Raw genomic sequence first — 26,821 nt, forward strand, 5'->3', positions numbered from 1 at the left:
ACCGCAGCAACGGATATGCCCCCCCTCAAAAAACCAGCGCACAAAAAAAACGGCCAACCCGCAAAGCGGATCAGCCGTCATCTCAACCAATCAAGCAAACAACAACAATCAAGCGCTCAGCGAATAAATCAACGCCGAAATAGCCACCAAACCAACCGCCGTCACAAACACATTCGACGCTTGACCACGGAAACGAGCCATCGCCGGCACCTTGCGGATCGCATACATCGGCATCAGGAACAGAATCGCCGCAATGATCGGACCACCGAGGGTCTCGATCATCCCCAGAATGCTCGGATTCAGCGTCGCCACAATCCAGCACACCACCAGCATGAACGCCGCGGTCATACGGTCCAGCGTCTTCGGTGCCGGACGCTTGCCGCTCTTCACGATCAGGCCTTTCAGACCTTCACTGGCACCGATGTAATGCCCGAGGAACGACTTGGAAATCGCCACAAACGCAATCAACGGCGCCGCAAACGCGATGGTCGGGTTGCTGAAATGGTTGGCCAGGTACGACAGGATCGACAGGTTCTGCGCCTTCGCTTCCGCCAGTTGCACCGGCGACAGGGTCAGCACGCAGCTGAACACGAAGAACAGCACCATCACCACCATCAACACATGGGCGCGGGACAGGATCTGCGAGCTGCGCTCTTCCGCATGCTCACCATAGCGACGCTTCTGGTCCACCGCGAACGCCGAGATGATCGGCGAGTGGTTGAACGAGAAGACCATCACCGGAATCGCCAGCCACAAGGTGTGCAGCAGCGCCGACGGCTCAGGCAGCGTCGATGCCGTGGTGAGGATGCCGCCGTTCCAGTGCGGAATCAGGAACACCGCCAGAAACAGCAACGCCACGATGAACGGATACACCATCAGGCTCATCGCCTTGACGATCACCTGCTCGCCGCAACGCACCACCGCCAGCAGGCCGAGGATCAGCACAAACGACAGCACGGCGCGCGGTGGCGGCATGATGTGCAGTTGATGCTCAAGGAAACTGCCCACGGTGTTGGTCAGGGCCACGCTGTAGATCAGCAGGATCGGGAAAATCGCGAAGAAGTACAGCAAGGTGATCAGCGCCCCGGCCTTGATGCCGAAATGCTCTTCCACCACTTCTGTGATGTCCGCGCCTTCGCGACCGGACAACACGAAGCGGGTCAGGCCACGGTGCGCGTAAAACGTCATGGGGAACGCCAGCAGCGCCAGCACCAGCAACGGCCAGAAACCGCCCAGACCCGCGTTGATCGGCAAAAACAGGGTACCGGCCCCGATGGCCGTGCCAAACAGGCCGAGCATCCAGGTGGTGTCATGACGATTCCAGCCCTCAAGGCTGACAGGGTTCGCCGCTACATAGCGTTCGTTAACGCTATTGGCCTGATCATTCATCCGGTGGGATCTCCACATTCCGGTCAGTTGCTACCCGGTCAGGACGAGTCGGAAAAATCCGACAGGCAGCGCCCTGGCCGAAACAGGGGCGCGATTCTCCGGGATTAATGAACAGAAGCAAAGACTTAGCTGAGGAATGGTTGTGCGGATCAGCAAATCTGTAGCGAACACAACCCTGTAGGAGCTGGCTTGCCAGCGATGGCGGATGGAAGAAAACTGCAATATCCAAAATCTTTCGCCGGCAAGCCGGCTCCTACAACTTCGGGTGGGCCTCAATCACGCACAAACGCTTCATCGCCAAAGCCAGCTTCGACTTGATAAAGGTTTGCCATCATGTATTTTAAGTAAACCCGCATCCCTTCCGGAGACCTTCCATGCCACTGGTTCGCATCGACATCAAAAAGCATCAGGATCCCACCCACGCCAAACGCATCGGGCAGTTGATCTACGCAGCCATGCACAGCGCCATCGGCGTGCCGGAAAACGATAATTTCCAGATCCTCGCCGAACACGACGAGCAGCACTTCATCTTTGACCCGCAATACCTGGGGATCGACCGCAGCGACAAACTGGTGGTGATTCAGATCACCCTGAGCGAAGGCCGCACCGTCGAGCAGAAAAAACTGCTCTACAAAACCATCGCCGAGAGCCTTAACGCTGAACTGGCGGTGCGCCTCGAGGACGTTTTCATTAATCTGGTCGAAGTGAAAAAAGAGAACTGGTCGTTCGGCAACGGAATTGCCCAGTACGCCCTCTGATCGCCATCCTTTATCTATGTGAGCCGCCAATGCCCCGTGTTTCCCGCAAACAAGCCGAACTCAACCGCGAGATTATCGTCGAGGCGGCCACGCGGCTGTTTCGCGAACGGGGCGTGCATGGCATCAGCGTCATCGACGTCATGGCGGCAGCAGGCCTGACCCATGGCGGTTTCTATGGGCATTTCGAGTCCAAGGAAGCCTTGGCCCAGGAGGCCAGTGGCCGCGCATTCCAGCAATCGGCAGACCGCTGGAAAGACTGGATCGCCGCCAATGAAGACAAGAACGCCGCTCGTCAGGCCTTGATCAAACCCTACCTGTCGGCAGCCAGCCGCGATAATCCGGGCGACAGCTGCCCGGTGACGGCGTTTGCCGGTGACATGTGCCACGAAACCGCCGAAAGCGGCCTGCGCCAAACGTTCATGGACGGTCTCGACTCGTTGCTCGGCACGTTCGCCCCCCTGATGGACACTGGCGATGACGCCCGCGATCGACAGCAGGCGCTGGTGCAGTTCTCCTTGATGGTCGGCGCCCTGACGCTGGCCCGCGCGACCCGTGGCGAACCGTTGTCCGATGAGATTCTGGACGCGGCGCGCAGCTTTTTGACAGCGCCATAACCTCTCCCTCCTGTTCCGCTATGATCATCTGGTAGCGCTGCGACCTTGATCGTTGCCAATGCACTTTGAAGCCAGCAATCTCTAGGGATTTTCAAGTCACAGGAGCCCAGCATGCCCGCAACCGTTCTGGTACTGGTTGAAACAATCAATGATTACTTGCCGATTCTGGAGCATCAGGGGTTTCACCTGATTCTGGCACCGACCCCCGCCGAGCGCGCCGAGGCCATTGCCACCCACGGCGCCCGGATCGATGCGGTCCTGACCCGTGGCCCGTTAGGTTTGTACGCTGACGAAATAGCCGCGCTGCCGGCGCTGAAGATCATTTGCGTGATCGGTGCCGGCTACGAACACGTCGACCTGCAAGCCGCCGCCGACCGGGGCCTGACCGTCACCAACGGCGCCGGCGTCAACGCTTCTTCGGTCGCCGACCATGCGATGGCGATGCTGCTCTCGCTGGTGCGTGATATCCCGCGCTGCGACGCCGCCGTAAGACGGGGCGAGTGGCCGAAGATCATGCGCCCTTCCCTCGCCGGCAAACGCCTGGGCATCCTCGGCCTCGGCGCGGTCGGCATGGCCATCTCCAGGCGCGCGGCCAACGGTTTCGACATGACGGTCAGCTACCACAACCGCCAACATCGCAGCGACGTGCCATACAGCTTCTGTTCGACGCCTACCGAACTGGCCCGCGTCTCGGATTTCCTGGTGGTGGCCACGCCCGGCGGAATCGGCACCCGAAACCTGATCAATCGCCCGGTGCTGGACGCGCTGGGTCCCAACGGTTTTCTCGTCAACATCGCTCGGGCCAGTGTCGTGGTAACCGCCGATCTGATCGGCGCACTGGAACAGCGACGTATTGCCGGCGCGGCACTGGATGTCTTCGATCACGAACCTCAGGTGCCGGAGGCCTTGAAAGCCTTGAGCAACGTCATCCTCACGCCGCACGTCGCGGGACTGTCTCCGGAAGCGACCCAGGGCACGGTCGAACTGGTCGGGCGCAACCTGATGGCGTTCTTTTCCGGTGAACCGGTGCTCACCCCCGTCGCCCTGCCGGCCAATGCGAATCAGGCAGCGCTGTGACAACATTCAAACAGGTGTATCAAAAGCAATGATTGCCCGGCAACACGCTCACCTATAAGGGCTGATCGTGGTTGTCGGTGCCGGGTGTGCACATTAGATTAGCCAATAGTCTCAGGCCTCCAGAATAAGCAGAAGGGATAAGCATGGCGCTTACTGACCAGTCCACCCGTATCCGCTCCGGCGAAGAACTCGATGCCAGCCTGATCGATCCGTACCTCAAGGCCCACATTCCGGGCCTCAGCGGTTTGCCGCAAATCAGCCAGTTTCCCGGCGGTGCGTCGAACCTCACCTACCTGCTGGAATACCCCGAACAGGAATTTGTCCTGCGCCGGCCACCGTTTGGCCACAAGGCCAAATCCGCCCACGACATGGGCCGCGAATTCCGCATCCTCAATCAACTGCGCGACGGTTTTCCGTACTGCCCCAAAGCCTACGTGCACTGCACCGACGAATCGGTGATCGGTGCCGAGTTCTATGTGATGGAACGGGTCAACGGGATCATCCTGCGCTCCGAACTGCCGCCGGAACTGGGCCTGGATTCGGCGAAAACCGAAGCCCTGTGCAAGAGCTTCATCGACAAGTTCGTTGAACTGCACCAGGTCGACTACAAGGCCTATGGCCTCGGTGATCTGGGCAAACCCGAAGGTTATGTGGCGCGGCAGATCAAAGGCTGGAGCGATCGCTACGAAAAAGCCCTGACCCCGGACGCCCCGCAATGGGACGTGGTCAAAGCCTGGCTCAACGACAAAATGCCGGCCGATCACCCGACCTCAAGCATCGTGCACAACGACTACCGCTTCGATAACGTGATCCTCGACCCGAACAACCCGATGCAGATCATCGGCGTGCTCGATTGGGAACTCACCACCCTCGGCGATCCGCTGATGGACCTGGGCAACACCCTCGCCTACTGGATCGAAGCCGGCGACCCGGCCCCGGTGCAAATGATGCGCCGCCAGCCGAGCCACGCACCGGGCATGCTGACCCGCCGCGAGTTCGTCGATTACTACGCCCAGCGTTCGGGCATCCAGATCGACAACTTCGACTTCTACTACACCTACGGCCTGTTTCGCCTGGCCGGCATCGTGCAGCAGATCTACTACCGCTTCTTCCATGGTCAGACCCAGGACAAACGCTTCGCGCAGTTCATTCACATGAACAAACTGCTGGAGCAGATGAGTTTGCAGGTCATCCAGAAATCCAGCCTCTGATACAACACACCACTTGTAGGAGCCAGCGATGCGGCGACCCGACTTGCCGGCGAATTGGACACTGCGGTGTATCTGTAATACCGCGTAATCGCTCTTCGCCGGCAAGTCGGGTCGCCGCATCGCTGGCTCCTACAGTACAAATGTCAGGCCTATAACAAGGAACTCCCATGTCCAAGACCCAGTTGTTCGACCTCGACGGCAAGATCGCTTTCGTCTCCGGCGCCAGCCGCGGTATCGGTGAAGCCATCGCCAAACTCCTGGCCCAGCAAGGCGCCCACGTCATCGTCTCGAGTCGCAAACTCGAGGGCTGCCAGCACGTCGCCGACGCCATCATCGCTGCCGGCGGCAAAGCCACCGCCGTCGCGTGCCACATTGGTGAAATGGAACAGATCAGCCAGGTCTTCGCCGGCATCCGCGAACAGTTCGGTCGCCTGGACATCCTGGTCAACAACGCCGCGACCAACCCGCAGTTCTGCAACGTGCTGGATACCGACCTCAGCGCCTTCCAGAAAACCGTCGACGTCAACATCCGCGGCTACTTCTTCATGTCCGTGGAAGCCGGCAAACTGATGCGCGACAACGGTGGTGGCAGCATCATCAACGTCGCATCGATCAACGGTATCTCGCCGGGGATTTTCCAGGGCATCTACTCGGTGACCAAGGCAGCCGTGATCAACATGACCAAAGTGTTCGCCAAGGAATGCGCGCAGTTCGGGATTCGCTGCAACGCCCTGCTGCCGGGCCTGACCGACACCAAGTTTGCGTCGGCGCTGGTGAAGAATGATGCGATTTTGAAGACGGCGTTGGCGCAAATCCCGCTGAAGCGCGTGGCGGATCCGAGCGAAATGGCGGGGGCGGTGTTGTATCTGGCGAGTGATGCGTCCAGTTACACGACGGGTATTTCGTTGAATGTGGATGGGGGGTTCTTGTCTTGATGTTGAGTACCTTCGCCGCAGGCGGCGATGATTAAGGTCTGACTGAACAAGCGAGACTTATCTCAACAACCAACCGTTTGAAGGCAGCGCGTTAGTGCCTGCCTTCAAATACGGACTCAAACAAAACGACATTTGGAGACAAGGAATCAGGCAACCAAACTAACCCTGCCCCCCTCCATCAGGGTTAGCTTGAACCTAATGATCGTTTGCTATTCTCCTATCCCCGATCTGACGTCAAACAATACTGTTGCACTACGCAGTGTTCCGTCAGACAACGTGGCTTCTGCAGTAACCGTCTTCACCCCTGCCTTGCTAAACGAGATATAAGGTGAAATGAAACCACCACCAGCTCCGGTTTTACCTGAGTAGGTACCTTTGCCTGGAACAACAATTTTTACAGGCATTCCGACCACCGGGGCGCCCCCCTGAAAATGGAGTCTTACAACAATGCCGAACAGAATGCCGAGATTAATGAACATCATCTCAGGGGGTACAGGTGCTAGTTCGAGACCCGCTTGAAATTTTAGTGTGGTGTCCGTGAAATCCGGTGCCAACAATCGATTAACCGGCGTAAGCATTGCCCCGTCATTGGAATCGACGGCGGTGGATATCTTCAGCCTGAAGGTTCCCGACCTGTACATAGCACTTTTAATCTTCCAGTTGTGCGGCGTGGAGAGTTGACGAAAGCGCGGGGTGCAATCAAAGTCACTTTGTATGAGCGACGAGTCCTCATCCAATTCAAGAGATATTGGAACGCCATTCAACAAGCCTGCATTCTTGTAATCGAGGCTGAGTGTATTGATTTTCCTCCCGTCGAAGTCTGCTCCGGTTGGCGGAATCGCAACGCCATCCAACAGAAAGGATTTCACCTCATCCGCCAAGTTGCGCGATAGCAGCTTATTGGCATCAATTTTTATGTTGCCCCTGCCAAAATTCTCGGCCGCGAGTTCAAGATTAAACAGACCGCTTGTGTCCGCCGAGAGTGTGATTGTCCAGGTATGTAGCCCGGAAAAGGTCTCTGGTGGAGGATTACAGGTCACGAGCGGTGAGCGCCCCAGCCACAACCCGACCCCATGGCCCGCGATCTGGCTGCCTGGTTTGGGAACCAGCGTCAGCGTATGTACACCACCTCTGAAGTAAGTGCTGCCGGCTACCGCGTCCTTTCCGTCAATCTGAACCGTGACCTCGTCCGCCAGGTTGCGCGATAGCAGTTTATTGGCATCAATTTTTATGTTGCCCCCGCCGAAATGCTTGCCCTTGAGCTCAAAATAAAACAGACCGCTTTCGTTCGTCGCGAACGTGATTATCCAGCTGTGCACCCCGGTAAACGTTTCCGCCGGAGGATTGCAGGTCACGAGCGATGAACCACCCAGCCACAGCCCGACCCCATGGCCCTCAATCGGGCTGTCAAGTTTGGGAACCAGCGTCAGCGTGTGCTCCTCACCTCTGAAGTAAGTGCTGCCGGCTACCGCGTCCTTTCCGTCAATCTGAACCGTGACCTCATCCGCCAGGTTGCGCGACAGCAGTTTATTGGCATCAATTTTTATGTTGCCCCCGCCGAAATGCTTGCCCATGAACTCAAAATAAAACAGACCGCTTTCGTTCGTCACGAATGTGATTATCCAGCTGTGCACCCCGGTAAACGTTTCCGCCGGAGGGTCGCAGGTCACGAGCGATGAGCCACCCAGCCACAGCCCGACCCCATGACCCGCAATCGGGCTGTCAAGTTTGGGAACCAGCGTCAGCGTGTGCTCCTCACCTCTGAAGTAAGTGCTGCCCGCCACCGCATCCTGTCCGTCAATCTGAACCGTGACCTCATCCGCCAGAATGCGTGACAACACCTTGCTGACGGGCAGCGTAATGCCACGGGCAATGCCCACTCCTTCCAACTTCAGCTTGAATGTCCCGCTACGGTTGGAGGCCGCGACCGACCACGTATGACCGTTGCCCGGTGTCACCACCAGGTCGCCTGGTTGCACACCAGTGAGCGGCGTGCCTGTCAGCTTCAGCGGATAGCCTTGCAGGGGGCTGCCTGGCTTGTAGGTCACGGTGACGGTCTGCGGCTCATTCCTGAAGAACACGACACCATCCGGAGAAACGACACCGCCAACAAGGATCTCGTCCACCTCATCAGCCAGGTCCGCTGACATCACCAAGCATGGAAGATCCCAAGGTAGCGCCACATCCGGGCTGAAAATAACCAACGTGACACTTCCGCTTAGCCCATCGTCCGGCGTGACTGTCCAGTTGAACGTTTCACCGACCGGGCTAACCTCGCTGTTGAAAGGCGGGTTTGATACAAGACTCAAGTCTCCTCCCTCACCCACCTCCAGACGCAATACCTTCGCAATCTCCGGCGCGACCTCCACTCTTACAGTGTTTGCACTTCCGCGAGTCAGTACAAAGGAATCGCCCCACATCACTCCTATTTCATTGATGAACAACTTGGCCTCTTTCCAAGGGCTTATCTTATGAACATTGATCTCAAAAGACTTTTTCACTGTTTTATCGTCATACGGACTGTGGAGTTCAGCCGTGATCGTTTGCGCACCCAATGTTTTTACGATATAGGTGAACTGGCTTACACCCGACTCTGATGTCGGTACGGTAAGTGTTTCCCCATCAATCTTCCAGTCGACCGGAACGCCTTCCAGTTCCTGTTTTGTGTAGTAAGACCCGACCGTGATTTCGGCCTTCACCGTATCTCCTATCACCGGCGCACGGATCGGACTGCGGCTGCCCAGAATCTCACGGCGATAGTGCCCCAACCGCATCGGGATCTTGTAAGGCGCGGCGGTAAATTCACTTTGAATCCAGTAATCGAAGTCGCGGTCCATGCCATCGGCCGGGCAGTTGAGCTTCCATTCCGAGCCCTCGGCTCTAAGCGTCTGAAGTTCGCCATATCCGGGTTCGGCGGTGATCAATGACGAATCACCGGCCGCGTGATTGAGGCTCGCACCGTGGCCAACCCAAGGGCTATCCTCCGCGCCTTTAACCCTGAGGGTATGGCTAGGGGCGCCGTAGCAGATGTATACGGGCTGAATTCCGGCTAATCCGGAGTTGATCTGGATGGTCATGGCGTTTCCTCGAACATCGACGGAGGTAGTGAAAAAAAGCTATTCGACTATCCAAAGGAAACTGGGCTTGGGTAACTGTCAGAACTGACAGTTTTATAGAGCAAAATGCGATAAAGGCAGTTACATTGCCGCCACTCGGACATCTCAACAGCAGTAGCTGCACCATCAATGTCGCATCAATCAACGGCATCTCGCCGGGGATTTTCCAGGGCATCTACTCGGTGACCAAGGCAGCCGTGATCAACATGACCAAAGTGTTCGCCAAGGAATGCGCGCAGTTCGGGATTCGCTGCAACGCCCTGCTGCCGGGCCTGACCGACACCAAGTTTGCCTCGGCGCTGGTGAAGAATGATGCGATGTTGAAGACTGCGTTGGCGCAGATCCCGCTGAAGCGCGTGGCGGATCCGAGCGAGATGGCCGGGGCGGTGTTGTATCTGGCGAGTGATGCTTCCAGTTATACGACTGGGGTTTCGTTGAATGTGGATGGGGGCTTTTTGTCATAAAGCAGTTCGTTGAGCCTATTCGCTTTATGCAGGATCCCAGCTTGCCTGCGATACCGCCCATAGGGAGGCTGTCGCAGGCAAGCCAGTAACTCCACGAAATTTAACAGCACTTAAATAGTGGCGCCTTTCACTTCAAAATCATGAAGCGCCTACTACCTCCACCAGCAACTCGGCTGTTCGAACCCCATCAGGAAGTGGCGCAACTGCAATAACTTTGAAAGTGTGCCCGACGACGGCGACCTCATTAACAATAAACACAGGCCTTCTACCGTCCCCATCGATCACCAAAACGGCATCTTCCATATATGGCTGAGAAACAGTTACAGGAATATCCTTCAATGGCCGCCCGGCTGCATCCATGAGAATCACGCCTACATTAGTCATAAGAAAATTATCAGGCATAAAAAATCTTTCAATAAGAACTGGAGGACTATCGTGCTTAGGTAAAAACCCGAAGGTGACTTTCTCTAACGCCCTAACTCGAACATCGGGAGTCATCAGCAAAGCCTTCTCTTGTTCGCTATACAGTTTCAGCTTGAATGATCCATCCTTGTCAGGCCAAGTGACTTTCCACTCATGCTGGGTAGTTAGCTCGCGAAGAGATGGAACGCCAGTGATATCACCTGGCACAAACCCTGACTCAAGGACCGCATCCAGAGCCAGAGGAACGTTTTTCAATAGTTCGCCGTTCAAGTAGTCCAAGGTGAGTGTTTGTGTTCCCTCCCCAGTGAAGGTCGCCCCACTGGGCGGTATCGCAACACCGTCCAGCAACACCCGCAGCTCACTATCCAGATTGGGCGATATCACCGAACCATCAAGCCCCAATGGGAATAACAGTTCAGCGCTGTATAACACCAACACAACTGGACCACTCAGGCCTTCGTCCGGTTTGATCGTCCAACTGAAAGTGTCTTTAACGTCGCTATTGAAGGGCGGGGTCGCCTCCAGCTTCAGGCCCTCTTCATTATTCCCCACACCAAGACGTAGAACACTCACGATCGGAGACGGAAATTCAACCGTAAGGATGTTTTCCTGCCCGCGAAACAAAAGATGCTTATCACGCGGTTGAATCTGCACACCGTTGAGTGTCAACGTGGCTTGGTCCCAATCGGCTGCTACGGATTCCCTTTTATATGTCATGGCATTGCCTCGATAAACGACGGTGGCGATGAGAAAACTGACCATTCGACTATCGAGGCAATGCGCACAGCAGGGGAACTGTCAGAGTTGACAGTCAAACTAGAACCAATTGCGATAAAAGAAATGTTTCTCAGATCCGACATGAGGCGCTATTGAGTCACGCACCGAGTCAACGTGGTCTCCCTTGTCACCTGCCCCTCAGCTCTTGCGTCACCCAACACATCGGTTTTTTCAGACGTGTCACACGTGCGTTGAGGTATCGGAGGTGGGGCGGCGGGAGGTGGCGGCGGTGGACTGGCGCAACCGCTGAGTATCGTTATGCAAAAGGCAAGCGACAAAGGCGCAAACGTGCATTTTCCAAGACTGTTCATAGGCTGACCCACGATAAGTGATCGACATATTCCGCGATAAACAGCAAACACTACAAAAGGGTGGACCGATCACGGGAAACAAACGTTCACTTTTCTTATGGTCTGAGGGGTTGAGCTCACGTTGCTTTATTACAGCAAGCATTTAACCAGGTGCGCTACCGCACAGGATCGGAGCGATTCAGGGTGTTGCTCTCAAGTTCGTAACGCAGTTCTTCAATCAGCGCCTCTAATGCTTGCGGGGGCCCGAGCGATGCCACGTTCAACCCACTGACCACCAGGTCGACCTGCCCGGAAACCGGATGATAGAGCTTCACTGTGAGCGAATGATCCCCCGTAAGCGTGCACTCACAGGCCAGCGGCGAAAAACTGCGTTCCAGTTGCAGACGTAATTGCGCCAGGGAAATCATTGCGATTCACCTTGGCGACGGCGCATAAACCTGTGCGCTCTGAACGTGACCATGTGACGGTTCCTTTTCCTGTATCGAGGGGGACGCGAAGACTCGTATCTCACCCTTACAGCCTAAAAACCGCCGAGCCCGATCAGAACATCCATTTGCACTGCCTCAACTAGTGCATTTGCACCTTACCGCTGCCCTTTGGATCGCCACTCACCGGAAAACAATCCCCGCTCGCGTGCCCAGACAATCGCCTCGCTGCGACTGTGCACATCGAGTTTGGAGTAAACCGTCGATACGTGATTGCGCACCGTATTGGGGGCCAGTTTCAAGCGCGCGGCGATTTCCTTGTCGGCCAGGCCTTCGCAGATCAGGCCGAGCACATCGCGTTCCCGGGCCGTCAGGTCGGTAAACGACACATTGGGCAATTTCGGCGAATTGACGCTTTTCACATTGGCGAGTTTTTCGATCAGCGTACGGCTGAACCAGGACGCGTCTTGCATCACTTCTTCGATGGCCGCCACCAATTCCAGCTCGGTGCGTTTGCGCTCGGTAATGTCCATCAACACCAGCAGGTAACAAGGGTTGTCCTGAATGCTCACGGTGTCGGCGCAAATCGCGCAATCGATCAGTTGAGCGTCTTTTTTTCGGATACGCACATCGATGCGATCCAGGCGGCCAGTTTTCTCCAGCGCCGCAAACAGCCGAGTGCGGTCGCCTTGATCGTGGATGAAATCGATCTCCGCGAGGGTCTTGCCCAATACGTCTTCGCTGGGGTACGCGAGTGTATCGAGGAAGGCTTCGTTGACGTCGATCACCACCTGATCGCCAGCACCGCACACGAGGGTGGGCACCGGGGTCAATCGAAAGGCCTTGGCGAAACGTTCCTCGCTCTGGCGCAGGGCAACTTCAGCCTTGTGCCGTGGCTCCATGTCGACGAAAGAAAACAGCATGCAGTCTTCGTCGTTCAGCTCCAGCGGCTGGCCTGCGACGATGACCTGTTTGCTGCTGCCATCGGCCAACTTCAGCTCGGCCTGCATTTGGGGAATGGTGGTGTTTTCGCGCAAACGCTCGATCGCCAGGTCTTTCTTTTCGGCGCCTTCAAGGACGTCCAGTTCATAGGTCGAAACACCGATGACTTGATCGCGGGCATACCCGGTCATGTCCAGAAAACCCGAATTGACCTTGATGTAGCGCAAATCGCTGAGGCGGCAGATCACCGCCGGGGCCGGGTTGGCATTGAAGGTCTTTTCAAAACGCTGCTCGGCGCTGGCCCATTCGGTGACATCGTCCATGATCAGCACCAGCGACTCCGGCGCCCCTGCACTGTCGGCCAGGACCATGCTGCGCACGTTGTGAACCCAGGTGCGATCCTCGTCGGCGGTCGGCGTCACCTCCACCAACACATCGCTGAAGGTCTCGCCCCGGGCAACCCGGTTGATCGGGTAATTGTCGGCCGCCACCGGGTGGTTATTGCGATAGCGCAACGTGAAACGCCGGGCATATTCCCTGGCGTTCGCGCCCAACTCGCTGATCCGGCTGACGCCGTGCATGGCCAGCGCAGCATCATTGGCCCACACAATGGTCTGGTCGAGCTCCAGCAGAATCACCCCGTCGGACAAACCAGCAATGATCTGCTGCAACTGGCGGCGATTGGTTTCGGTGGTCAGGACGTCCTGGCTCATTGGATCTCCACAATGGCGGCCGCGCCAACGTGTGGCGCTCTGTGAAGATTACGACCGCGAGGGGTGGGGATCGTGCGGCAAACATCCGAATCCGTAGGAGCGAAGCTTGCTCGCGAAGGGACCATCGACTTGACTATCACTGTCGATTGAACAGACGCCTTCGCGAGCAAGCTTCGCTCCTACATGGGCTTACGCGAATTTCTGACGTTTATGCCGCGAGCTGCCCCCCGGCAATCGCCGCCGAAGCCGCCAGCATCGCCCGCAACAACACCGCACACCCGGCCGCCAGGTCATCCGGCGCGGCGTTTTCGATTTCGTTGTGGCTGATGCCGCCTTCGCACGGGACGAAGATCATCCCGGCCGGGCCGAGCTCCGCGAGGAAGATTGCGTCGTGCCCTGCTCCGCTGACGATGTCCATGTGCGACAAGCCAAGCCCTTGCGCGGCACCGCGCACCGCTTCGACGCAGCCCTTGTCGAAGTACAGCGGCGGGAAGTCGGCGGTGGGGGTCAGTTCGTAGGTCAGGCCGTGTTCTTCGCAGGTGGTTTCGATCACTTCACGGACTTCAGCGATCATCGAGTCCAGCCTCGCCGGTTCCAGATGACGGAAGTCCAGGGTCATGCGCACTTCACCGGGGATGACGTTGCGTGAGCCGGGATAGGCTTGCAGGCAACCGACGGTGCCACACGCGTGGGGTTGATGGCCGAGGGCGGCGCGGTTGACCGCACCGACGATCACGGCGGCGCCGACCAGTGCATCCTTGCGCAGGTGCATCGGAGTCGGGCCGGCGTGGGCTTCGACGCCGCGCAGTTTCAGGTCGAACCATTTCTGCCCGAGGGCGCCCATCACCACACCGATGGTTTTGTGTTCGTCCTCAAGGATCGGGCCTTGCTCGATGTGGGCTTCGAAATACGCGCCGACCGCGTGACCGCTGACTTTTCGTGGTCCGGCATAGCCGATGGCGTTCAGCGCTTCACCGACGGTAATGCCTTCGGCATCGACCTTGGCCAGGGTTTCTTCGAGGGTGAATTTTTCCGCAAACACGCCAGAGCCCATCATGCACGGGGCGAAACGCGAGCCTTCTTCGTTGGTCCAGACCACCACTTCCAGCGGCGCTTCGGTTTCCACGCCCAGGTCGTTGAGGGTGCGCAGCACTTCGACCCCGGCCAGTACGCCGAAGCAGCCATCGAACTTGCCGCCGGTGGGTTGGGTATCGATGTGACTGCCGGTCATCACCGGCGGCAGGTTCGGGTTGCGGCCGGGCCGGCGGGCGAAGATGTTGCCGACGGCGTCAATGCTGACGGTGCACCCAGCCTCCTCGCACCACCTGACGAAAATGTCCCGGGCCTGACGATCGAGGTCGGTCAGGGCCAGGCGACACACGCCGCCCTTGACCGTGGCGCCAAGCCGGGCCAGGTCCATGAGCGACTGCCACAGGCGGTCGCGGTTGATGTGCTGATGGGTGGATTGCAGAACGTCTACGGCCGCGTTCATGGTGATCTCCTCAGGCAGTTGTTATAGGTTTCTTCAGGCAATTCTTTGGTGTTTGTGGCGCCGCCTTCGCGGGCAAGTCGGATCGCCGCACCGCTCGCTCCTACAGGTTTGCGTATTCCTTGTAGGAGCGAAGCTTGCTCGCGAAGAGGCCAGTGTTCACACCGGAGATTTCGCGATAGACGGGCTTGGCCGCACCGAGCACAACCCGTAATAAATCAACCCGCCCAGCGCCGAGCCAGTGAACCAGCCATAACTGTAAAACCAGCTGAACGCATCGCTGCCCAACGACAGCAACGTCAGGACCACCGGCACGCCGAACGCGATAAATCCATACCAGTTCCACGCCGGGTACACGTCATCGCGATACAACCCGGCCAGGTCCAGTTGCTGTTTCTTGATCAGGAAATAGTCCACCACCATGATCCCGGCGATCGGCCCGAGCAGGCTCGAATAACCCAGCAGCCAGTTCGAATAGACGGTTTCCAGGCTCAGGTCCGAGACAATCAGCCCAAGCTTCTTCAGCAATTCATGGCCCATCAGCAACAACCCCACCAGCCCGGTCAGCAACACCGCCTTGGTGCGGTTGATCACCTTCGGCGCGATGTTCTGGAAGTCGTTGGTCGGCGACACGATGTTGGCCGCGGTGTTGGTGGACAGCGTGGCAATGATGATCAACGCCATGGCCAGCGCCACCCAGACCGGGCTCTGGATATGGCCGATCAACGTCACGGGATCGGAGACGGTCACGCCCACCAGTTTCACCGACGCGGCAGTCATCACCACGCCCAACGAGGCGAACAGGAACATGGTCAGCGGCAAGCCGATGATCTGCCCGACAATCTGGTCTTTCTGGCTCTTCGCATAGCGGCTGAAGTCGGGAATATTTAGCGACAACGTCGCCCAGAACCCGACCATCGCGGTCAGCCCGGCGGCGAAATAGCTGACCACACTGGCGCCTTCCGGACGCTTGGCCGGGATCGCCAGCAACTCGGTCATCGACACGTTCGGCATCGCCCACACCAGCAGACCGACACCCACCAGCACCAGCAGCGGCGCGGACAGCGTTTCAAGCCACTTGATCGAGTCGGCGCCGCGAATCACCACCCATAGGTTCAGCGCCCAGAAGACCATGAAACCGATGACTTCGCCGGTGCCACCGAGGGACTTCCAGCCCTCAAACACCGAGCCCAGAAACAGGTGAATCGCCAACCCGCCGAACATCGTCTGGATGCCGAACCAGCCACACGCCACCAGCGCACGGATCAGGCAGGGAATATTGGAACCGAGGATGCCGAAGGACGAACGCAGCAATACCGGGAACGGAATGCCGTATTTAGTGCCGGGAAACGCATTCAAGGTCAGCGGGATCAACACGATGATGTTGGCGAGCAGAATTGCCACCAGCGCCTCGCCGACCGTCAGGCCGAAATAGGCGGTCAGCACACCGCCGAGGGTGTAGGTCGGCACGCAGATCGCCATGCCGACCCATAGCGCGGTGATGTGCCATTTGTTCCAGGTTCGTTCGCGCACCTTGGTCGGTGCCATGTCGTGGTTGTATCGGGGACTGTCGAGGACATCGCTGCCGGCTTCGAGCTCGAACAAGCCGTCGCGTTCGGTCACTTGCGATCTGATCTGTTGCATGGCCGCTCCACTGTTCTTTGAATTATTTTTTGCTCATCGGGGGCTGGCGGCATCAATAAACGTGCCGGGCACTCCGAATACGCATCGGGCAGTTCCATAAAAACTTTGCAACTAACTGATGTTGATCAGTTTTATATCTATCTCCAGTGAGTACTCGGCGACGTGCCTGTTCCCTCAGGCTAAAGGCCAGGCAAGTTGTCCGAACCGTCAGGACTCAATCTGGTGCATCGATCTTTTTTTCAAAGTTGCGCATCAACCATAGACCATTCTCAAGCGGCTGATTTCACATAAGAAATCTCGTCTATTTTTGGAACCTGTCAAGTGCGTCAAAATGGTGAGAGGCCTCACCATTTTGGTGATTAATCGATTTAGTTATTATTTATCAATAACTTAAAACGGTTATATGCTTATAAAAAATATTCTTGCTCAATCCTTGAACTCATACTAGCTTCTAATCCTGACAGCGTTGACAGGAATACGACCGTTGACGCCAGCTGCCTATAAAACAGTTAGAACTGACACCAGTCAGTCATTGCCTGCGAGGAACTCGGAATGTCTCTGTTGATCCGTGGCGCCACCGTTATTACCCATGATGAAAGTTATCGCGCCGACGTCTATTGCGCCGACGGCGTGATCAAAGCCATCGGTGACAATCTTGATGCTCCGGCGGGCGCCGAAGTGCTCGACGGCAGCGGCCAATACCTGATGCCCGGCGGCATCGACCCACACACGCACATGCAACTGCCCTTCATGGGCACTGTGGCCAGTGAAGACTTTTTCAGTGGCACGGCGGCGGGACTTGCCGGTGGCACCACGTCGATCATCGACTTCGTGATTCCCAACCCGCAGCAGTCGTTGATGGAAGCGTTTCATCAGTGGCGCGGCTGGGCGGAAAAATCAGCGTCGGACTATGGCTTCCACGTGGCGATCACCTGGTGGAGCGAGCAGGTCCGTGAGGAAATGGCCGAGTTGGTCAGCCATCACGGGGTCAACAGCTTCAAGCATTTCATGGCCTACAAGAACGCGATCATGGCGGCCGATGACACCCTCGTGGCGAGTTTCGAGCGCTGCCTGGAATTGGGCGCGGTGCCGACCGTGCATGCGGAAAACGGAGAACTGGTTTATCACCTGCAACGCAAGTTAATGGCCCAAGGCATTACCGGCCCTGAAGCGCATCCGCTGTCGCGCCCTTCACAAGTCGAAGGTGAAGCGGCGAGCCGGGCGATTCGTATCGCCGAAACCCTTGGCACGCCGCTGTACCTGGTTCACGTATCGACCAAGGAAGCCCTCGACGAAATCACCTACGCCCGCAGCAAAGGCCAGCAAGTCTACGGTGAAGTGCTGGCCGGGCATTTGCTGCTGGATGACAGCGTCTACCAGCATCCGGACTGGCAGACCGCCGCCGGTTATGTGATGAGCCCGCCCTTCCGTCCTCGCGGCCATCAGGAAGCGCTTTGGCATGGCTTGCAGTCCGGCAACCTGCACACCACCGCCACCGACCACTGCTGTTTCTGCGCCGAGCAAAAAGCCGCAGGCCGTGACGACTTCAGCAAGATCCCGAATGGCACCGCCGGTATCGAAGACCGCATGGCCGTGTTGTGGGATGAAGGGGTGAACACCGGGCGTTTTTCGATGCAGCACTTTGTGGCGCTCACCTCCACCAACACCGCGAAGATCTTCAACCTCTACCCGCGTAAAGGTGCGATTCGCGTGGGTGCCGATGCGGATCTGGTGCTGTGGGATCCCGAGGGCACGCGCACGATTTCGGCGAAGACGCATCACCAGCAGGTCGACTTCAACATCTTCGAAGGCAAGACCGTGCGCGGTGTCCCGAGCCATACGATCAGCCAGGGCCGGGTGGTCTGGGCGGACGGTGATTTGCGCGCCGAGCGTGGAGCCGGGCGTTATGTCGAACGGCCGGCGTATCCGGCGGTGTTTGATTTGCTGAGCAAGCGGGCGGAGTTGAACCAGCCTGTGGCAGTGAAACGCTGAGAGCGGCCTTCGGCCTATCGCCAGCAAGCCGGCTCCTACAGTTGAAATGCATTCCCCTGTAGGAGCCGGCTTGCTGGCGATGAGGCCGGCCCAGACGACACAAAACACCAATGCCCATCAGAGGCAGTTACCTCAAATAACCGTGAGGCCAACACCGTGATCAAGACCCTGACCCACCTCCCGCATCCCGTTGAGAATGCGGCCGCCCTCGCCGGCCACTTCACCGATCTGGCGCCGCCGCTCAACGATCGCCAGGCGCACCTGGAAGCCTCGCGCTGCCTGTATTGCTACGACGCGCCGTGCGTGAACGCCTGTCCGAGCGACATCGACATTCCCTCGTTCATCCGCAATATCCATCAGGACAACGTGCAAGGCGCGGCGCAGAAAATCCTCTCGGCGAACATCCTCGGCGGCAGTTGCGCCCGGGTCTGTCCGACCGAAATCCTCTGCCAGCAAGCGTGTGTGCGCAACAACGACCATGAATGCGCGCCCGTCTTGATCGGCCTCTTGCAACGTTACGCCGTGGACAATGCGCACTTTAGCGAACACCCTTTCCCGCGCGCCGCCGCAACCGGTAAACGCATCGCGGTGGTAGGGGCCGGTCCGGCCGGTTTGTCCTGCGCTCATCGCAGTGCGATGCACGGGCATGACGTGGTGATTTTCGAAGCACGGGAAAAGGCTGGCGGCCTCAACGAGTACGGAATCGCCAAGTACAAACTGGTGGACGATTACGCACAGAAGGAGCTGGATTTCCTGTTGCAGATCGGTGGCATCGAAATCCGTCACGGGCAAAAGCTCGGTGAAAACCTGACCTTGAGCGACCTGCATCAGCAATTCGACGCGGTGTTCCTCGGCCTCGGTCTCAATGCCAGCAAACAGCTGGGACTGAATCACGAGGACGCCCCCGGCCTGCTCGCCGCCACCGAATACATCCGCGAGTTACGCCAGGCCGATGACCTGACACAACTGCCTTTGGCCGATCACTGCATTGTCCTCGGCGCCGGCAACACCGCCATCGACATGGCCGTGCAAATGGCCCGCCTCGGCGCGCATGACGTGAATCTGGTGTATCGCCGTGGTGTCGAGGACATGGGCGCCACCCACCACGAACAAGACATCGCCAAAGCCAATCAGGTGCGCTTGCTGACGTGGGCGCAACCCGAAGAAGTGTTGCTCGATGCTCAAGGCCACGTGCGCGGCATGCGCTTCGCCCGCACTCAGTTGGTAGAAGGTCGCCTGCAAACCACTGGCGAAACCTTCGAACTGGTCGCCGATGCGATCTTCAAAGCCATCGGCCAGGCCTTTGACTCAAGCGCCCTCAGCGACCCGCTGGCCCGTGAACTCAAGCGTCAGGGCGATCGGATTGCCGTCGATGAACAGCTGCGCACCAGCATCCCCGGCGTGTATGCCGGCGGCGACTGCACCAGCCTCGATCAGGACCTCACCGTGCAAGCCGTGCAGCACGGCAAGCTGGCTGCCGAGGCGATCAACGCTCAATTGATGCTCAACGTGGAGGCTGCGTAAATGGCCGATCTTTCGATTGTCTTCGCCGGCATCAAATCCCCCAACCCGTTCTGGCTGGCCTCTGCGCCGCCGACTGACAAGGCTTACAACGTGGTGCGCGCCTTTGAGGCCGGCTGGGGTGGCGTGGTCTGGAAAACCCTGGGTGAAGACCCGGCGGCGGTCAACGTGTCGTCGCGCTACTCGGCGCATTTCGGCGCCAACCGTGAAGTGCTGGGCTTCAATAACATCGAGCTGATCACCGACCGCTCGCTGGAGATCAACCTGCGGGAAATCACCCAGGTGAAAAAGGATTGGCCGGACCGCGCCTTGATCGTGTCGCTGATGGTGCCCTGCGTCGAAGAATCCTGGAAACACATCCTGCCGCTGGTGGAAGCCACCGGCGCCGACGGCATCGAGCTGAACTTCGGCTGCCCTCACGGCATGCCGGAACGGGGCATGGGCGCGGCGGTCGGTCAGGTGCCGGAGTATGTCGAGCAGGTCACCCGCTGGTGCAAGACGTATTGCTCGCTGCCGGTAATCGTCAAGCTCACACCGAACATCACCGACATCCGCGTCGCCGCCCGCGCGGCCCATCGCGGCGGTGCCGATGCGGTGTCGCTGATCAACACGATCAACTCGATCACCAGCGTTAACCTGGAACGCATGGTCGCCAACCCCATCGTCGGCAGCCAAAGCACTCACGGTGGTTATTGCGGCTCGGCGGTGAAGCCGATTGCGTTGAACATGGTCGCCGAAATTGCACGCGACCCGCAGACTCAAGGCTTGCCGATCTCCGGTATTGGCGGCATCGGCAACTGGCGCGACGCGGCGGAATTCATCGCGCTGGGCAGCGGCTCGGTACAGGTGTGCACGGCGGCGATGCTGCACGGCTTCCGGATTGTCGAGGACATGAAGGACGGTTTGTCACGCTGGATGGACAGTCAGGGTTACGCCAGCGTGTCGGAATTTTCCGGGCGCGCGGTGGGCAATACCACGGACTGGAAGTACCTGGACATCAACTATCAGGTGATCGCGAAAATTGACCAGGAGGCGTGTATCGGTTGCGGTCGCTGCCATATCGCTTGCGAAGACACCTCGCACCAGGCGGTGGCCAGCCTCAGGCAGGCGGATGGGACGCACAAATATGAAGTGATCGATGACGAGTGTGTGGGCTGCAATTTGTGCCAGATCACTTGCCCGGTGCAGGACTGCATCGAGATGGTGCCGATGGAGAACGGGAAGCCGTTTCTGGATTGGAATCATGATCCGAGGAATCCGTACCATGTCGCCGTTTGAGTGATGCGCTGTCTGGTCTGACGCCTTCGCGGGCAAGCCTCGCTCCTACAGGTACAGCGCGGTACCTGTAGGAGCGAGGCTTGCCCGCGAAGAGGCCGTCAGCAACACCCGAGATATCAGGGCTCCAACCCGATCCCCCGCAATATCACGCTCGTCACCGTCTGCACCGCCCGCTCGAACTGCATGTCCGACAGCGGCTGGTGATCGTTCAGAATATTCACCTGATGATCAAAGTCGGCGTAATGCTGAGTCGACGCCCAGATCATGTACAGCAGGCTGGAAGGCTCCACCGGGAGGATGCGTTTGTCGTCCACCCACTGGCGAATTTTCGCTTCTTTCATCTTGGCCCAGTCGTACAGGCTGGCGTCGAGTTTCTCACCCAGCGTCGGCGCGCCGTGGATGATTTCGTTGGCCCAGACTTTCGAACCGTAAGGCCGGCTGCGCGAGTGGTTCATCTTGGCGCGGATGTAGCTGCTGAGCACCACGCGCGGGTCATCGAACATCTCGAAGCACAGCGCATCCTGCTTCCACACTTCAAGCAAATCGAACAGCACGGCGCTGTAGAGCTCGGTCTTGGTGCTGAAGTAGTAATGCAGATTGGAACGCGGCAGTTGCACTTCGGCGGCGATGTCCGCCATGGCGGTGCCGCCGAAACCTTTTTCGGCAAAGACCTTTTCGGCCCCGAGCAGAATTTTTTCGACGTTACTGCGGCGAATCTCGATCTTGTGATTGCCCATGAGGGCTCCCTGACAACAGCGTTGCTCAAGACTAGCATCCGCCCTACATCGCGGCGACAGCGGAAAACGAAACTTCGTACACCCGCCCGCTCACGCTCGCAGTTAAACTGTCGCCCTTCTTCGAACCTGCCTCTGAGGTATCCACGATGCTTTTCAAGAAAACCCTGACCGCCGCCGCCCTGCTCGGCTCGCTGCTCGCCGCTTCGTCGGTGTTTGCCCATGCCCATCTGAAAAGCCAGACGCCGGCTGCCGACAGCACCGTCAGTGCACCGTCGGAATTGCGCCTGGTGTTCTCCGAAGGTGTCGAAGCGGCATTCACCAAAGTCACGATCAGCAAGGACGGCGCCAACGTTGAGGTGAAAAGCCTGGCCACCGAAGGCAGCGATAAAAAAACCCTGGTCGTGACCCCGGCTGCGCCACTGGCGGCGGGCGTCTACAAAGTCGAATGGCATGCGGTGTCGGTCGATACCCACAAAAGCGAAGGCGCCTACAGCTTCAAGGTTGGCCAGTAATTCATGACGAGCGCGATGGTGCTGTGCCGCTTCCTGCATTTCACCGTGGTGCTGATGCTGTTCGGGGTCTGGGTATTCAGGCCGCTGCTGTTGGGTCATGAGGCGTTGCTGGACAAAACGCTGGCGCGAGTCAGCCGCTGGCTCGCCTCGGTCGCATTGGTCAGCGGCATCGCCTGGCTGCTGCTGATCACCGTCAGCATGGCCGGCGCGTGGGAGGCGGCGTTCGATCCGTCGACCTTGCGCCTGGTGCTGGGCAATACGTTTTTCGGCCAGGTCTGGCGCTGGCATCTGCTGCTCAATGGTTTGCTGATGGTTGTGCTGCTGACCCCGCTTCACGCCAGCCAGCCCTTGCGCCTGGTCCTCGGCGGCCTGCTGCTGGCGACGTTGGCGCCGGTCGGTCACGGCGCGATGCTCGACGGCCTCAGCGGCCAGTTGCTGATCCTCAATCAAATCATTCACCTGACCTGCGTCGGCGCCTGGCTCGGTGGATTGTTGCTGCTGGTGATGATCCTGCGGCAACCGGCTGGCCATGCTGTCCGCGAAATACTGCAACGCTTCAGCGGTGTCGGTTATGCGCTGGTGGCGGGACTGGTGATCACCGGGCTGATCAATGTGCGGGTGCTGACCGGGCAGTTCTGGCCGACCCCGTTGCTGTCCGGGTTTGCGTTGATTCTGCTGATCAAGGTGCTGCTGGTGAGTGCGATGCTGGGGTTGGCGCTGTTCAATCGGCAGCGGATCAAGGAGTGCGAGCAGCGCATGGCGACGCTCAAAACCAGCGTGATTATGGAGTGGCTGCTGGGCATTGGCGCGGTGGCGGCAGTCTCCCTCCTGGGCACCATGCCCCCGATGATTACCGGATAAACACCGTTTTTGTAGGAGCCGGCTTGCTGGCGATCCAGGCGACGCGGTCTTCCTGATACACCGCGGTGCCTGCATCGCCAGCAAGCCGGCTCCTACAAGGATCGTGTGGGGCCATCCAAGTCATCGTATAACTTCTGATTGACATACCCTGAAACACTCGCAAATAATCGCCCTGATGTTGTACGACGACGCATGACAAAAATAAAAACAACAAACACCCAGGGAACGTCACAGTGAGCAAACTCGCCCGCAATTCCTCCATCCGCACTTCTCGCCCTGTCTTCGCACGCCGGCATACCCTGAGCCTGATCGGTTGCAGCAGCCTGGCCGTACTCGCCATGCCTGTGATCGGCCACGCCGAAGGTTTCGTCGATGACGCCAAGGCCACGCTGAACCTGCGCAACTTCTACATCAACCGCAACTTCACCAACCCGACCTACCCACAAGGCAAGGCCGAAGAGTGGACGCAAAACTTCATCCTCGACGCCAAGTCAGGATTCACCCCAGGCCCGGTCGGTTTTGGTGTGGATGTGCTGGGCCTGTACTCGCAGAAGCTCGATGGCGGCAAAGGCACCGGCGGTACACAACTGCTGCCGATCCACGATGACGGTCGCCCTGCCGACAACTTCGGCCGGATGGGGGTGGCGCTCAAAGGCAAAATCTCGAAAACCGAATTGAAGGTCGGCGAATGGATGCCGATACTGCCAGTCCTGCGTTCGGATGACGGCCGCTCCCTGCCGCAAACCTTCCGCGGTGGCCAGGTGACCTCCACCGAGATCAGCGGCCTGACGCTCTACGGCGGCCAGTTCCGCCAAAACAGCCCGCGCAACGATGCGAGCATGGAAGACATGTCCATGAACGGCAAAGCGGCGTTCACTTCGGATCGTTTCAACTTCGGTGGTGGTGAATACCTGTTCAACGAGAAGCGCACGCAGGTCGGCGTCTGGTACGCGGAACTCAGCGACATTTATCAGCAGCAGTATTTCAACCTGAGTCACAGCCAACCCATCGGCGACTGGACCCTCGGCGCCAACCTCGGTTTCTTCAACGGCAAGGAAGATGGCAGTGCCCTGGCCGGTGATCTGGACAACAAAACCACGTTCGCCATGCTGTCTGCCAAATACGGCGGCAACACCTTTTACGTCGGCCTGCAAAAGCTCACCGGCGACAATGCCTGGATGCGCGTCAACGGCACCAGCGGCGGCACCCTGGCCAACGACAGCTACAACTCCAGCTACGACAACGCCAGGGAAAAATCCTGGCAACTGCGTCATGACTACAACTTCGTCGCCCTGGGCATTCCCGGCCTGACGATGATGAACCGCTACATCAGCGGCGATAACGTGCACACCGGCGCCATCACCGACGGCAAGGAATGGGGCCGCGAATCGGAACTGGCCTACACCATACAGAGCGGCGTGCTGAAGAACCTCAACGTCAAATGGCGCAACGCGAGCATTCGCAAAGACTTCAGCAACAACGAGTTCGATGAAAACCGCATTATCATCAACTACCCGATTTCGTTGTTGTAATACGTTCACTGGCTGATCCAAAACCTGTAGGAGCCGGCTTGCTGGCGATCCAGACGACGCGGTCTTGCTGATACACCGCGGTGCCTGCATCGCCAGCAAGCCGGCTCCTACAAGGGATAGCGTTCTTGCCACTTAACCCTCTATCGTTTTCAACCAAAGTTGCGTTGACAAGACCCGGAAACCCTAACGATACTTCGGCACAGTCGTACGACAACCTACAACGAACTCAACAACAATAATTTCGCGCCCAGGAACTTCCATGACCACCACTTCCCAAGCCCCTTTCAATCGCCTGCTGCTGACCGGTGCCGCCGGTGGCCTCGGTAAAGTGCTGCGCGAACGCCTGCGCCCTTTCGCCAAGGTCATTCGCCTGTCGGACATCGCCGACATCGCCCCCGCCATTGATGACCGCGAAGAAGTCGTGACCTGCGACCTCGCGGACAAGCAAGCCGTGCATCACCTGGTCGAAGGCGTGGATGCAATCCTGCACTTCGGCGGCGTGTCGACAGAGCATTCGTTCGAAGACATCCTCGGCGCCAACATCTGCGGTGTGTTCCACATCTACGAAGCGGCGCGCCGTCATGGCGTCAAGCGGGTGATTTTCGCCAGTTCCAACCACGTCATCGGTTTCTACAAACAGGATGAAGTGATTGACGGCCGATCCCCTCGCCGCCCGGACAGCTACTACGGTTTGTCCAAGTCCTACGGCGAAGACATGGCCAGCTTCTACTTCGATCGCTACGGCATCGAGACCGTCAGCATCCGTATCGGCTCGTCGTTCCCGGAGCCGCTAAACCGCCGAATGATGAGCACCTGGCTGAGCTTCGGCGACCTGACCCAACTGATCGAACGCTCCCTGTACGCGCCGAACGTCGGCCACACCGTGGTCTATGGCGCTTCCGACAACAAGAATCTCTGGTGGGACAACCGCTACGCTACCGCGCTGGGTTATGCACCGCAGGACACCTCTGAAGTGTTCCGTGCAAAAATCGACGCCCAGCCGATGCCGGCCGCTGATGACCCGGCGATGGTTTACCAGGGTGGCGCGTTTGTCGCGTCCGGTCCGTTCGGCGATTGAGTCAGCGCTGTTCACTTGATCCCCACAACAAAAACCCAGGGAATGAGTTGCCATGCAAGCCGAATTGATTGTCGATGCCCGCAACACGGTCGGTGAAAGCCCGGTCTGGGTCCCGGAAGAAAACGCCCTGTACTGGGTCGATATTCCCGCCGGGGGCCTGCAACGCTGGAGCGCCGAAACCGGGCATGTCGAGGCCTGGACGGCGCCGGAGATGCTCGCCTGCATCGCGCGTCACCGCGATGGCAGCTGGGTCGCCGGGATGGAAAGCGGATTCTTCCGCCTCCAGCCGCACAATGACGGCAGCCTCGACAGCGAACTGCTGGCCCACGTCGATCACCCGCGGACCGACATGCGCCTCAACGATGGTCGCTGCGACCGTCAGGGGCGTTTCTGGGCCGGCAGCATGGTGTTGAACATGGGCGCCAACGCGGCCGACGGTGCGCTGTATCGCTACGCCGACGGCCAGCGCGGGCCGCTCGACGCGCTACTGTCAGGATTCATCGTCCCCAACGGCCTGGGCTTCAGCCCGGACGGGCGCACGATGTACCTGTCTGACTCGCATCCCCTGGCCCAGCAAATCTGGGCCTTCGATTACGACATTGACAGCGGCACACCGACAAACCGTCGGCTGTTCGTCGACATGAATCACTTCTGCGGTCGCCCCGATGGCGCTGCCGTGGATGCCGAAGGCTGCTATTGGATTTGCGCCAACGATGCCGGGCTGATCCACCGTTTCACCCCCGACGGACGCCTGGACCGCTCCCTCACCGTACCGGTGAAAAAGCCGACCATGTGCGCCTTTGGTGGCAGTCGACTGGACACCCTGTTCGTGACTTCGATCCGCCCCGGCGACGACCATGACGAACAGTCACTGGCGGGCGGTGTGTTCGCCCTTGATCCGGGCGTCAAAGGTTTGCCGGACCCCCTTTTCAGCCACTGATCGAATTCGCCAGACAACGCTGTACCTGTAGGAGCCAGGCTTGCCGGCGAAGGCGATCTCAAATACGCCGTCGCCGGCAAGC

General features: G+C 58.5%; 22 protein-coding genes. 14 read left to right on the forward strand and 8 right to left on the reverse strand.

Translation table 11 applies throughout. The annotated features are described in order from the left end of the window. Positions 1 to 108: 108 nt before the first annotated feature. Positions 109 to 1,389 carry a serine/threonine transporter gene (locus tag ACM6IO_RS12170; protein ID WP_192227464.1) on the reverse strand — a complete coding sequence of 427 codons (1,281 nt, stop codon included), beginning with the start codon at positions 1,387 to 1,389 and terminating at the stop codon, positions 109 to 111. Between the two features lie 374 nt (positions 1,390 to 1,763). Between ACM6IO_RS12170 and ACM6IO_RS12175 the strand changes: the two genes are divergently transcribed. The 5 genes from ACM6IO_RS12175 (at position 1,764) to ACM6IO_RS12195 (ending at position 5,984) form a co-directional block, all read left to right on the forward strand. Further along, positions 1,764 to 2,147 (forward strand): tautomerase family protein, encoded by a 384-nt coding sequence (locus tag ACM6IO_RS12175; RefSeq protein WP_008036811.1) that lies wholly within the window; start codon positions 1,764 to 1,766, stop codon positions 2,145 to 2,147. Between the two features lie 29 nt (positions 2,148 to 2,176). Continuing rightward, positions 2,177 to 2,761, forward strand: coding sequence for a TetR/AcrR family transcriptional regulator (locus ACM6IO_RS12180; protein WP_414911523.1), 585 nt, complete (start codon positions 2,177 to 2,179; stop codon positions 2,759 to 2,761). A 111-nt stretch (positions 2,762 to 2,872) separates the two neighbouring features. Further along, complete coding sequence (locus tag ACM6IO_RS12185; RefSeq protein WP_192227462.1) at positions 2,873 to 3,838, forward strand: 2-hydroxyacid dehydrogenase; 966 nt, start codon at positions 2,873 to 2,875, stop codon at positions 3,836 to 3,838. Between the two features lie 143 nt (positions 3,839 to 3,981). Beyond that, positions 3,982 to 5,049 carry a phosphotransferase family protein gene (locus tag ACM6IO_RS12190; protein WP_008024825.1) on the forward strand — a complete coding sequence of 356 codons (1,068 nt, stop codon included), beginning with the start codon at positions 3,982 to 3,984 and terminating at the stop codon, positions 5,047 to 5,049. Positions 5,050 to 5,216: 167 nt separating this feature from the next. Continuing rightward, entirely contained in the window at positions 5,217 to 5,984 is a 768-nt protein-coding gene (locus ACM6IO_RS12195; RefSeq protein WP_192227461.1) for an SDR family oxidoreductase, read from the forward strand. A gap of 209 nt (positions 5,985 to 6,193) precedes the next feature. Here the strand turns inward: ACM6IO_RS12195 and ACM6IO_RS12200 are convergent, their stop codons facing one another. Further along, positions 6,194 to 9,061 carry a hypothetical protein gene (locus ACM6IO_RS12200; protein ID WP_192227460.1) on the reverse strand — a complete coding sequence of 956 codons (2,868 nt, stop codon included), beginning with the start codon at positions 9,059 to 9,061 and terminating at the stop codon, positions 6,194 to 6,196. 110 nt (positions 9,062 to 9,171) lie between these two features. Here ACM6IO_RS12200 and ACM6IO_RS12205 point away from each other — a divergent pair, with 110 nt between their 5' ends. Continuing rightward, positions 9,172 to 9,564: an SDR family oxidoreductase gene (locus ACM6IO_RS12205; protein WP_414911532.1), complete on the forward strand. Its 393-nt coding sequence runs from the start codon at positions 9,172 to 9,174 to the stop codon at positions 9,562 to 9,564. 138 nt (positions 9,565 to 9,702) lie between these two features. Here ACM6IO_RS12205 and ACM6IO_RS12210 read toward each other — a convergent pair whose 3' ends face one another. The 5 genes from ACM6IO_RS12210 to ACM6IO_RS12230 all read right to left on the reverse strand — a co-directional run bounded on the left by ACM6IO_RS12210 (position 9,703) and on the right by ACM6IO_RS12230 (position 16,288). Continuing rightward, positions 9,703 to 10,749, reverse strand: coding sequence for a hypothetical protein (locus ACM6IO_RS12210; protein ID WP_414911524.1), 1,047 nt, complete (start codon positions 10,747 to 10,749; stop codon positions 9,703 to 9,705). 481 nt (positions 10,750 to 11,230) lie between these two features. Next, positions 11,231 to 11,482, reverse strand: a complete 252-nt coding sequence (locus ACM6IO_RS12215; RefSeq protein ID WP_192227458.1) for a DUF1652 domain-containing protein — start codon at positions 11,480 to 11,482, stop codon at positions 11,231 to 11,233. 176 nt (positions 11,483 to 11,658) lie between these two features. Further along, positions 11,659 to 13,155 (reverse strand): helix-turn-helix transcriptional regulator, encoded by a 1,497-nt coding sequence (locus ACM6IO_RS12220; RefSeq protein WP_192227457.1) that lies wholly within the window; start codon positions 13,153 to 13,155, stop codon positions 11,659 to 11,661. A 208-nt stretch (positions 13,156 to 13,363) separates the two neighbouring features. Continuing rightward, positions 13,364 to 14,647, reverse strand: a complete 1,284-nt coding sequence (locus ACM6IO_RS12225; protein ID WP_008036779.1) for a Zn-dependent hydrolase — start codon at positions 14,645 to 14,647, stop codon at positions 13,364 to 13,366. A gap of 156 nt (positions 14,648 to 14,803) precedes the next feature. Then, positions 14,804 to 16,288, reverse strand: coding sequence for an NCS1 family nucleobase:cation symporter-1 (locus tag ACM6IO_RS12230; RefSeq protein WP_008036778.1), 1,485 nt, complete (start codon positions 16,286 to 16,288; stop codon positions 14,804 to 14,806). Between the two features lie 552 nt (positions 16,289 to 16,840). Here ACM6IO_RS12230 and hydA point away from each other — a divergent pair. The 3 genes from hydA to preA all read left to right on the forward strand — a co-directional run bounded on the left by hydA (position 16,841) and on the right by preA (position 21,079). Next, positions 16,841 to 18,280, forward strand: coding sequence for a dihydropyrimidinase (gene hydA, locus ACM6IO_RS12235; RefSeq protein ID WP_414911525.1), 1,440 nt, complete (start codon positions 16,841 to 16,843; stop codon positions 18,278 to 18,280). Positions 18,281 to 18,436: 156 nt separating this feature from the next. Further along, positions 18,437 to 19,804, forward strand: a complete 1,368-nt coding sequence (locus ACM6IO_RS12240) for an NAD(P)-dependent oxidoreductase (protein WP_207285649.1) — start codon at positions 18,437 to 18,439, stop codon at positions 19,802 to 19,804. Further along, positions 19,805 to 21,079 carry an NAD-dependent dihydropyrimidine dehydrogenase subunit PreA gene (preA, locus tag ACM6IO_RS12245; protein ID WP_192227454.1) on the forward strand — a complete coding sequence of 425 codons (1,275 nt, stop codon included), beginning with the start codon at positions 19,805 to 19,807 and terminating at the stop codon, positions 21,077 to 21,079. It begins immediately after the preceding gene. 116 nt (positions 21,080 to 21,195) lie between these two features. On the opposite strand, the gene ACM6IO_RS12250 is transcribed toward preA, so the two are convergent. Continuing rightward, positions 21,196 to 21,816: a TetR/AcrR family transcriptional regulator gene (locus ACM6IO_RS12250; protein WP_008024841.1), complete on the reverse strand. Its 621-nt coding sequence runs from the start codon at positions 21,814 to 21,816 to the stop codon at positions 21,196 to 21,198. 146 nt (positions 21,817 to 21,962) lie between these two features. Between ACM6IO_RS12250 and copC the strand changes: the two genes are divergently transcribed. From copC to ACM6IO_RS12275, 5 genes are all read left to right on the forward strand, one after another. Then, positions 21,963 to 22,328 carry a copper homeostasis periplasmic binding protein CopC gene (copC, locus tag ACM6IO_RS12255; protein WP_192227453.1) on the forward strand — a complete coding sequence of 122 codons (366 nt, stop codon included), beginning with the start codon at positions 21,963 to 21,965 and terminating at the stop codon, positions 22,326 to 22,328. A 3-nt stretch (positions 22,329 to 22,331) separates the two neighbouring features. Beyond that, positions 22,332 to 23,189, forward strand: coding sequence for a copper homeostasis membrane protein CopD (gene copD, locus ACM6IO_RS12260; RefSeq protein ID WP_414911526.1), 858 nt, complete (start codon positions 22,332 to 22,334; stop codon positions 23,187 to 23,189). Positions 23,190 to 23,422: 233 nt separating this feature from the next. Next, a complete protein-coding gene (locus tag ACM6IO_RS12265) occupies positions 23,423 to 24,721 on the forward strand; it encodes an OprD family porin (RefSeq protein WP_280163821.1) in 1,299 nt (432 codons plus the stop codon). A 259-nt stretch (positions 24,722 to 24,980) separates the two neighbouring features. Next, on the forward strand, positions 24,981 to 25,799 hold the full coding sequence (locus tag ACM6IO_RS12270) for an NAD-dependent epimerase/dehydratase family protein (protein ID WP_414911527.1): 819 nt from the start codon (positions 24,981 to 24,983) through the stop codon (positions 25,797 to 25,799). Positions 25,800 to 25,851: 52 nt separating this feature from the next. Beyond that, a complete protein-coding gene (locus ACM6IO_RS12275) occupies positions 25,852 to 26,739 on the forward strand; it encodes an SMP-30/gluconolactonase/LRE family protein (protein WP_414911528.1) in 888 nt (295 codons plus the stop codon). Positions 26,740 to 26,821 lie beyond the last annotated feature (82 nt).

It is taken from the genome of Pseudomonas sp. IT-P44, from assembly GCF_949768225.1.
GTDB lineage: Bacteria > Pseudomonadota > Gammaproteobacteria > Pseudomonadales > Pseudomonadaceae > Aquipseudomonas > Aquipseudomonas migulae.

What these genes read in the sequence shown, in the direction of transcription:
- preA (WP_192227454.1), top strand. Translation starts at nt 19,805, where the DNA reads ATGGCCGATCTTTCGATTGTCTTCGCCGGCATCAAATCCCCCAACCCG.
- ACM6IO_RS12180 (WP_414911523.1), top strand. Translation starts at nt 2,177, where the DNA reads ATGCCCCGTGTTTCCCGCAAACAAGCCGAACTCAACCGCGAGATTATC.
- ACM6IO_RS12195 (WP_192227461.1), top strand. Translation starts at nt 5,217, where the DNA reads ATGTCCAAGACCCAGTTGTTCGACCTCGACGGCAAGATCGCTTTCGTC.
- ACM6IO_RS12210 (WP_414911524.1), bottom strand. Translation starts at nt 10,749, where the DNA reads ATGGTCAGTTTTCTCATCGCCACCGTCGTTTATCGAGGCAATGCCATG.
- ACM6IO_RS12190 (WP_008024825.1), top strand. Translation starts at nt 3,982, where the DNA reads ATGGCGCTTACTGACCAGTCCACCCGTATCCGCTCCGGCGAAGAACTC.
- ACM6IO_RS12275 (WP_414911528.1), top strand. Translation starts at nt 25,852, where the DNA reads ATGCAAGCCGAATTGATTGTCGATGCCCGCAACACGGTCGGTGAAAGC.
- ACM6IO_RS12185 (WP_192227462.1), top strand. Translation starts at nt 2,873, where the DNA reads ATGCCCGCAACCGTTCTGGTACTGGTTGAAACAATCAATGATTACTTG.
- copC (WP_192227453.1), top strand. Translation starts at nt 21,963, where the DNA reads ATGCTTTTCAAGAAAACCCTGACCGCCGCCGCCCTGCTCGGCTCGCTG.
- copD (WP_414911526.1), top strand. Translation starts at nt 22,332, where the DNA reads ATGACGAGCGCGATGGTGCTGTGCCGCTTCCTGCATTTCACCGTGGTG.
- ACM6IO_RS12170 (WP_192227464.1), bottom strand. Translation starts at nt 1,389, where the DNA reads ATGAATGATCAGGCCAATAGCGTTAACGAACGCTATGTAGCGGCGAAC.
- ACM6IO_RS12175 (WP_008036811.1), top strand. Translation starts at nt 1,764, where the DNA reads ATGCCACTGGTTCGCATCGACATCAAAAAGCATCAGGATCCCACCCAC.
- hydA (WP_414911525.1), top strand. Translation starts at nt 16,841, where the DNA reads ATGTCTCTGTTGATCCGTGGCGCCACCGTTATTACCCATGATGAAAGT.
- ACM6IO_RS12220 (WP_192227457.1), bottom strand. Translation starts at nt 13,155, where the DNA reads ATGAGCCAGGACGTCCTGACCACCGAAACCAATCGCCGCCAGTTGCAG.
- ACM6IO_RS12230 (WP_008036778.1), bottom strand. Translation starts at nt 16,288, where the DNA reads ATGCAACAGATCAGATCGCAAGTGACCGAACGCGACGGCTTGTTCGAG.
- ACM6IO_RS12270 (WP_414911527.1), top strand. Translation starts at nt 24,981, where the DNA reads ATGACCACCACTTCCCAAGCCCCTTTCAATCGCCTGCTGCTGACCGGT.
- ACM6IO_RS12215 (WP_192227458.1), bottom strand. Translation starts at nt 11,482, where the DNA reads ATGATTTCCCTGGCGCAATTACGTCTGCAACTGGAACGCAGTTTTTCG.
- ACM6IO_RS12250 (WP_008024841.1), bottom strand. Translation starts at nt 21,816, where the DNA reads ATGGGCAATCACAAGATCGAGATTCGCCGCAGTAACGTCGAAAAAATT.
- ACM6IO_RS12225 (WP_008036779.1), bottom strand. Translation starts at nt 14,647, where the DNA reads ATGAACGCGGCCGTAGACGTTCTGCAATCCACCCATCAGCACATCAAC.
- ACM6IO_RS12200 (WP_192227460.1), bottom strand. Translation starts at nt 9,061, where the DNA reads ATGACCATCCAGATCAACTCCGGATTAGCCGGAATTCAGCCCGTATAC.